A 7,288-nucleotide genomic window follows, 5' to 3' on the forward strand; every position below is an offset into this window, starting at 1 on the left:
GACGGCTGGGCGGCCGCCGCGCCGGCCGGGGTGACGCCCGGCTGCGCGCGGCTCGCCTGGCCCTGCCAGCTCCACGCGACCCAGCCGCCACGCGGGACGTCGAGCCCGTCGACGCCGATCTGCGCATAGCTCCACGACCCGTTGCCCGTGGACACCCAGAGCGACCAGTACGCGTCGGCGGGCGACGCCTGCACGCAGCCGGCGTCGGCCGGCAGCGCGTTGACCCGGCACACGAAGCCACGCTCGCGAGCGGCTCGCTGCATCGAGACACCGGCCGCGGTGAACGCGGCGGACGCCTTGCTGCCCGAGCCCGGGACGCACGTGGTGCTCACGCCACCGCCGAGCTGGTGGGGGTCGACGACGACGGTCACCCCGTCGCCCTGCGCGCAGGCCGCAGCCTGGGCCGGTGCCTGCACGACGACCGCGCCGGACGCCACCCCGAGCAGGGTGGCGACCAGCGCGGCCAGGAGCCGTCGGGTCATCGGACCACCGTGAGGGTGGCCGTGCCCTGGCGCGTGTCCGTGAGACCGCGGACGAACACCGTCTTGCGTCCGGTCGCGGGGCCCACGCCGATGACCGTCGTGAAGCGTCCCGTGCTCGACGCCGTGCCGGTCGCCACGTAGCGGCTGCGGTAGTACACGCGCACCGGCTCGCCGGCCGCGAGTCCACGGGCGTTCACCCGGACCTTGCCGTTGACCTTCACCGACGTCGCACCCACGCTCGCCGGGAAGCGTGCCGACGTGGCGAGCACGCGCACCGACGTCGTGCCGACCCGGTTGCTGCGCGAGCCGGTGACCGTCGCGCGCACGGTCCCCGTCCGCGTCGGTGCCTTCACCGAGGCCGTCGCCACGCCGTCCGCGTTCGCGAAGACGCTCACGGCGCCTCCGCCCGCCAGGACCACCCGGGCCTTCTCGCCCGAGGCGAGGCCCATGGCTCGCACGGCCACGGTGCCTCCGCCCGCCACGTAGCCCGTGGGGGCGGCCACCGTGAACGTCGCGGGCGGCAGCTGGGCGTCGACACCGACGGCGGCCTGCGCCGTGGCGCGGACCCACTGGTCACGCGCCTCGACCGGGATGCCCTTCTCGAGCCCGGTCTGCAGGGCTGCGTCGTCGTAGGCGATCGCGCCGATCTCGTTGCCCAGCGCGGTGTCCTCGGCCTTGGCGTCGGTGACCTGCTTGCTGACGATCCACGACGCGGCGGCGCCGGCGCGACCGACCTGGCCGACGCTCTTCAGGGTCGCGGCCGCCAGGCCCGTGCTGTTCGTGTTGGGGGTGCCGCCGTCGCTGAAGGAGCCGTCGGCGGCCTGCGTCCGCAGCAGCCAGCCGGTGGCCTCGTCGACGTCGTCGTCGAGACCGGTGACCCCGTGCTCGCGCGCGACCTCCAGCGCCTGGAGGGCGAACGCGGTGGCGTCGACGGTCGGGCCCTGCTCGGCACCAGGCGTCCCGCACTGCTCGTCGGCCATGCTCACTCGGAACCCGCCGTCGGCGCACTGCTGCTTCAGGAGGTACTCGACCGTCGACGCCGCGCGGCTCGACGACGCCGTCGACAGCGCCCTCACGACCCACGCCTGGCCGATCGTGTTCGAGTAGTCCCCGTACGAGGAGAGGTCGCTGGCCCGGCCGGCTGCCGCCCCCTCGGCGACCACGCGCTCCTCGGCGCGCTGGACCAGGTCGACCCCGCCGAAGCTCGTCGCGTCCTGGCCCGCCTCCTGGACCGCGCTGGCGAGCTTGCCCGTGGCGCCGGCGTAGCGGTCGTCGGGGGCGAACGAGCCGCCGGTCGTGTACTCGTCGACCTTCGACGCCAGCGCCTCGACGATGCGCTGCTGCGTGGCGGCGCGGGTGTCGAGGTCGTGCAGCGCGAGGAGGACGTCGATGGTCAGGCCGAGGTCGTCGAAGTCGTACTGCTCGTTGTGCACGACGCCGTCGGTCAGCTGGTCGTCCAGCCACCGCGCCGCGGAGTAGGCGTAGGAGTTCGGGGCGGCCTGCGCGGCCGGGGCGGCGCCCAGGAGTCCGGCGCCGAGGGCGACGACGGCGGTCGCGACGGCGCCGCGACGGAGGGTGTGCTTCATGGGGGTCCTCACCCGCTGCAAAAAGAGCATGGGACGCCCCTGGAGGGGAGACCCGCTGCGACCACGACAGCGTGATTCGGTCGGGTGCCCGGTGCGGTGTTCCGGCTCCCCCCGACGGCGGGCGGCGGGGGCTACGGTTGCGGGTCAGCGCCGGACTTCGACCGGCTTCCCCGCAGTCGGGCACGTGGAGTGGTGTGTCGACTGACAGGCGGACGGTACCACCCGCTCCCGTCGCGCAGCGAGGCCTGAGACCGGGATCTCAGGCGTCCGTCCGTCGTCGAGCGACCCACCGGCGCACCTCCGAGGAGCTCACGGACACCACCACCAGCACGGAGAGCCCGGCGGAGCCCAGCACGACCAGGCTGGGGCGGGGACCGTCCGACAGCAGCGCGAGCTGCACGACCGCCTCGGCCGTGCACACCACCATCAGGAGCACGCGGGCGAGCGACCGGCGCGCCACCACCAGCCCCCACAGGACGGCACCCAGGACCGTCGCGCCGCTCAGGCGTGCCACCTCCGCCACCGACGCCGAGGAGGTGAGCAGGTCGGCCCCGGACACGGCCACCGCCCCCGCGACGGCGAGGACCGCCTTCGCCACGAGGAAGACGCCGCTGAGCAGCAGCGACGGCGGCGGCAGGTGGTGCTCCCAGGTCGAGGCCGCGTGCGGAGCGTCCGGACGTCCCGGCGCACCCAGGTCGGTCAGGTCGAGCACCGCGAGCGTGCCGTCGCTGCGCACCACGTCGCCGCCACCGTTGCGGGCCGTGAACGCGGTCGAGAAGTCCTCCACCACCCGCAGCCTCGCCGACGGCACCGCGTAGCGGACCGAGTCGACGACGAAGTCGCGCTCGACGTCGACGTCCGCGTCGACCTTGTGGGTCACCTGCAGCGTGAACAACGACAGACCGACGGCACGGTCGTACGTGGCGGCGGCGAGCCAGTCGACCCGGAAGCCGCCGGGCAGCACCCAGCCCTCCGGCACCGGCCAGAACCGCACGTGGTGACGTCGCGCGGCGTTGCCGTCGACCTCGCGCTCGTACGCGAAGGCCTGCGGGCGGCCGAACAGGAGCAGCGGCGACACCGGCGCCGCCGGGTAGGAGCGGCGCAGCAGCGCGGACACGACGATGCCCCACGACGAGCGCAGCGTCACCTCGTCGGCACGCGTCCAGCCGGCCTCGACCATGGCCGCGTGCACGTCGGCCTCGGTCCCGTCGAGCGCCAGGTTCACCGGGTCGCCGAGCATGCCCACGGTCGTCAGGGTCCGCCCGATGAAGTAGTCGGGCACGTACACCCGGCTCAGCACCTGCTGGAGCCGCGGCAGGCCGACGTAGGCGAGGAGCACCCAGAACAGGACGAACCAGGCTGCGCCGTCCCAGCTGAGCAGGCCGCGCCACCCGTCGGTCGGGGCGAGCTCCCAGCCGAGCCAGACGGCGAGCAGGGCGCCGACGACGAAGAACGCCCCGTCGACGACGTCACCCAGACGCCACGTCCGGCCCGTCTTGCCCGGGGGGTGGTCGTACCGGGGCGGTCGCGACGGAGGGGCGGTGTCGACCGGACGACCGCGTCTCCAGTCCTGCCCGCCCGACGGCACGGTGCTCACACCGCGCTCACACCGCGTCGAGGCGGCCCTCGGCCACGAGCACGCCGGTGGCGTCGGCGTAGACCCACTGCCCGGGCCGCACCGTGACGCCCCCGAAGGCCAGCGCGACGCCGACGTCGCCGAGGCCGCGGCGCTCGGTGCGCACGGGCGTGGGCGCGAGGGCCTGGACACCGAGGTCGAGGTCGCGCAGGACCTCCACGTCGCGCACGGCCCCGTGGATGACGAGGCCGGCCCAGCCGTTCTCGACGTAGCGGGCGGCGATGAGGTCGCCGAGGAGGGCGCGGCGCAGCGAGCCGCCGCCGTCGACGACGAGGACCCGTCCCTCACCGGGCTGCTCGCCCAGCTCCTTGACGCGCGAGTTGTCCTCGAAGCAGGAGACCGTCTCGACGGGGCCGGCGAAGGCCTCCCGTCCACCGAAGCCTCGCAGGAGCCCGGGCTGCAGGACCGACACGCGGTCGGGGTGGTGGTCGTCGCAGAGGTCGGGCGTGGTCCATCCGGTCATGGGGTCCTCCGGGTCGGGGTGCACCACGACCCTATGCGCACCGCCAGGGGCGGGTCAGCCGACCTGGCCGCCCACCGCGACGACGGCGACGAAGCCGCCGACGAACAGCACGGTGCGCACCAGGCCGGAGCGCAGGAGCCGCAGCTGCACGGCGTCGAGCCGGGGAGCGGCCGGCCGCGAGGAGCCGGAGTGCGCGATGTTCGCCATGTCCGACACGCTACCACCCCAGGCAGAACACACAAGTTCGGCAGACCGAACTCGTGCGGGACGTCGTGAGCGCCCCGGGACGCGTCCGCCCTCCCCTACCCTGGAGCGGTGCCCGCCTCCGCCCTGTCGTCCTCGATGCAGGACTACCTGAAGGTCATCTGGACCACCCAGGAGTGGGACGACTCGCCCGTCACGTCGCGGGCGCTCGCCGAGCGCTTCGGCGTCTCCCCGTCCACCGTGTCCGAGGCGCTCAAGAAGCTCGCCGCCGCGGGGCTGGTCGACCACGAGCGCTACGGCACCGCCACCCTCACCGACGCCGGCCGCGCGGCCGCGCTCGCGATGGTCCGACGCCACCGCCTCGTCGAGACCTTCCTCGTCGACTACCTGGGCTACGCGTGGGACGAGGTGCACGACGAGGCCGAGGTGCTCGAGCACGCCGTCAGCGACGACTTCGTCGAGCGTCTCTCCGCCCGCCTCGGGCACCCCGAGTTCGACCCGCACGGCGACCCCATCCCGACCGCGGACGGCCACCTGCCCGCCCTCGACGCGCGTCCCCTCGTCGACGTCGAGGCGCCTGCACGGTTGCGGGTCGTGCGGGTCTCCGACGAGGACCCCGCCCTGCTGCGCCACCTCGTCGACCTCGGCATGACGCTCGGCGTGACGCTGCGGCTCGTCGAGCGCCACGACTTCGCGGGCACCCTGGCCGTCGAGCTCGACGGCACCCAGCGCGACCTGGGGCACGTCGCCGCAGCCGCGATCTTCGTCGCCCCGGCCTGACCGCGGACGGCTCGCTCACAGCACTGCGGGGACCCCCGAGCGCGAGTAGCGTTCGCCCCATGACGCTGTCCGACGAAGTCCGCATCGCCCTCGACGGAAAGTGGCGGCACGTGCGCGAGCAGTCGCGCACGGAGCTCGCGGCGATGGAGCTGGCCTACGACCTCGACCTCGACATCGACGCCGCCCGCGAGCGCACCCTGCGCCAGCTGCACGGCCTCGTGCCGACCGGCGTGCCCGCGGCCGGCTTCCGCACCGAGCACGGCGGGGGCGGCGACCCCGGCATGGCGGTCACCGGCATCGAGATGCTCGCCCAGTTCGACCTGTCCCTCATGGTCAAGGCCGGCGTGCAGTGGGGACTCTTCGGCGGCGCGGTCGAGAACCTCGGCACCGAGCGGCACCGCGACCTCATCCCCCGGCTCATCGAGCTCGACCTCGTCGGCTGCTACGCGATGACCGAGATCGGGCACGGCAGCAACGTCCAGCACCTCGAGACGACCGCCACGTACGACGCCGAGACGCAGGAGTTCGTCGTCGACTCCCCCACGCCGTCGGCGACGAAGGACTACATCGGCAACGCCGCCGCGCACGCCACCGTGGCCGCGGTGTACGCGCAGCTCGTCACGCGCGGCGAGAACCACGGCGTGCACTGCTTCCTGGTGCCGATCCGCGACGACCAGGGCCAGGTGCTCGAGGGCGTCGAGGTCGGCGACGACCGGCACAAGGGCGGCCTGGGCGGCGTCGACAACGGGCGTCTGGCGTTCCACCAGGTGCGCATCCCCCGCGTAAACCTGCTCAACAAGTACGGCGACGTGGCCGAGGACGGCACCTACTCCTCGCCCATCGACGACGTGAACCGACGCTTCTTCAGCATGCTCGGCACGCTCGTGCGCGGACGGATCAGCGTCGGCGGCTCGGCGCTCGCGGCGGCCGAGGTCGCGCTCAGCATCGCCGGCCGCTACGCGCTGCAGCGTCGCCAGTTCGGCCAGGAGGGCGAGCCGGAGGTGCTGCTCGCCGACTACCGCCTGCACCAGCGTCGTCTGCTGCCGCTGCTGGCCCGCTCCTACGCGTACCGGTTCGCCCAGAACCAGCAGGTCTCGCGCATGGACCGGCTGCAGCGCGCCACCGAGCCCGACGCGCAGCAGCAGCGTGAGCTGGAGGGCCGCGCCGCCGGGCTGAAGGCGATCATGACCTGGCACGCGTCCCGCGCGATCAACGAGTCGCGCGAGATGTGCGGTGGCGCGGGCTACCTCGCCGAGAACCGGCTCACGGTCCTGCGCGGCGACATCGACGTGTTCACGACCTTCGAGGGCGACAACCACGTCATGCTGCAGCTGCTCAGCAAGGAGCTGCTCACCTCCTACGCCAAGGAGGTCGGCGGGCTCGACCCGTTCGGCATGGTCCGGTTCGTCGCCGAGACGGTCGCCGACACGGTCCGCGAGCGGACCGCCGCCAGCCAGCTCATCCAGCGCCTCATCGACGCGGCACCCGCCGGCGGCGACGCGCACGACCTGCTCGACCGCGGCACGCAGCTGAGCCTGTTCGAGGACCGCGAGCAGCACCTCATCGAGACGGCCGCCCGACGCCTCCAGCGGGCCGCGAAGGCCAAGGGCGAGGAGGCGTTCCGCATCTTCAACGACGCCCAGGACCACCTCATCCGCTGCGGTCGCGCGCACGTCGACCGCGTCGTGCTCGAGGCGTTCACCGCCGGCATCGCCCGCTGCGAGGACGAGGAGGCCGCAGACCTCCTGCGCCAGGTGTGCACCGTGTACGCGCTGAGCGTCATCGAGGACGACCTGGCGTGGTTCATGGCCCACAACCGCATCTCCGACCAGCGCGCCAAGGCCGTCACGCAGCTGCTCAACGAGCAGCTCGCCGGGCTGCGCCCGCACCTGCTCACGCTCGTCGAGGGACTGGGCGTGCCCGAGGAGACCCTCGGCGCCGCGATGCTCCTGAAGCAGTGACGCCCCGACACCTCGGCACGACCGTGGCCGCGCTCGCCCTGCTGACGGCGGGGTGCGCGCAGTCCGTCGACGTCGACGGTGCCGCGCGGTGGCGCGACCGCGCGGACGAGGCGGCCCGGTCGGCGCTCCTCGCCGTCGGCGACCGCGTCACCCTGGCCCCCGACGACACCCTGTCG

Annotated in this window: 7 protein-coding genes, 1 pseudogene and 1 riboswitch; of the genes and pseudogenes, 3 read left to right on the forward strand and 5 right to left on the reverse strand. The window is 73.8% G+C overall.

The genetic code is table 11. From position 1 onward, the window contains the following. The 5 genes and pseudogenes from NH339_RS16500 to NH339_RS16520 all read right to left on the reverse strand — a co-directional run. Nucleotides 1-482 (reverse strand): annotated as a pseudogene (locus NH339_RS16500) (hypothetical protein); the annotation flags it as partial. Continuing rightward, entirely contained in the window at nucleotides 479-2,068 is a 1,590-nt protein-coding gene (locus tag NH339_RS16505; RefSeq protein ID WP_253027113.1) for a prenyltransferase/squalene oxidase repeat-containing protein, read from the reverse strand. The pseudogene NH339_RS16500 and the gene NH339_RS16505, both read right to left, overlap by 4 nt. Nucleotides 2,069-2,163: 95 nt before the next feature. Next, nucleotides 2,164-2,239: riboswitch (cobalamin riboswitch) on the reverse strand. Nucleotides 2,240-2,327: 88 nt separating this feature from the next. After that, entirely contained in the window at nucleotides 2,328-3,665 is a 1,338-nt protein-coding gene (locus NH339_RS16510; RefSeq protein ID WP_253027114.1) for an LssY C-terminal domain-containing protein, read from the reverse strand. A gap of 7 nt (nucleotides 3,666-3,672) precedes the next feature. Beyond that, complete coding sequence (gene rraA / locus NH339_RS16515; RefSeq protein ID WP_253027115.1) at nucleotides 3,673-4,167, reverse strand: ribonuclease E activity regulator RraA; 495 nt, start codon at nucleotides 4,165-4,167, stop codon at nucleotides 3,673-3,675. Between the two features lie 54 nt (nucleotides 4,168-4,221). Next, on the reverse strand, nucleotides 4,222-4,374 hold the full coding sequence (locus NH339_RS16520) for a hypothetical protein (protein WP_253027116.1): 153 nt from the start codon (nucleotides 4,372-4,374) through the stop codon (nucleotides 4,222-4,224). Between the two features lie 108 nt (nucleotides 4,375-4,482). Here NH339_RS16520 and NH339_RS16525 point away from each other — a divergent pair, with 108 nt between their 5' ends. The 3 genes from NH339_RS16525 to NH339_RS16535 all read left to right on the forward strand — a co-directional run. Further along, nucleotides 4,483-5,151, forward strand: coding sequence for a metal-dependent transcriptional regulator (locus tag NH339_RS16525; protein WP_308207098.1), 669 nt, complete (start codon nucleotides 4,483-4,485; stop codon nucleotides 5,149-5,151). A gap of 59 nt (nucleotides 5,152-5,210) precedes the next feature. Continuing rightward, nucleotides 5,211-7,112: an acyl-CoA dehydrogenase gene (locus tag NH339_RS16530; RefSeq protein WP_253027117.1), complete on the forward strand. Its 1,902-nt coding sequence runs from the start codon at nucleotides 5,211-5,213 to the stop codon at nucleotides 7,110-7,112. Then, the coding region (locus tag NH339_RS16535; protein WP_253027118.1) for a hypothetical protein at nucleotides 7,109-7,288 on the forward strand (180 nt) is incomplete at its 3' end. The genes NH339_RS16530 and NH339_RS16535, both read left to right, overlap by 4 nt.

The organism is Aeromicrobium sp. CnD17-E (genome assembly GCF_024124745.1).
Taxonomy (GTDB): domain Bacteria; phylum Actinomycetota; class Actinomycetes; order Propionibacteriales; family Nocardioidaceae; genus Aeromicrobium.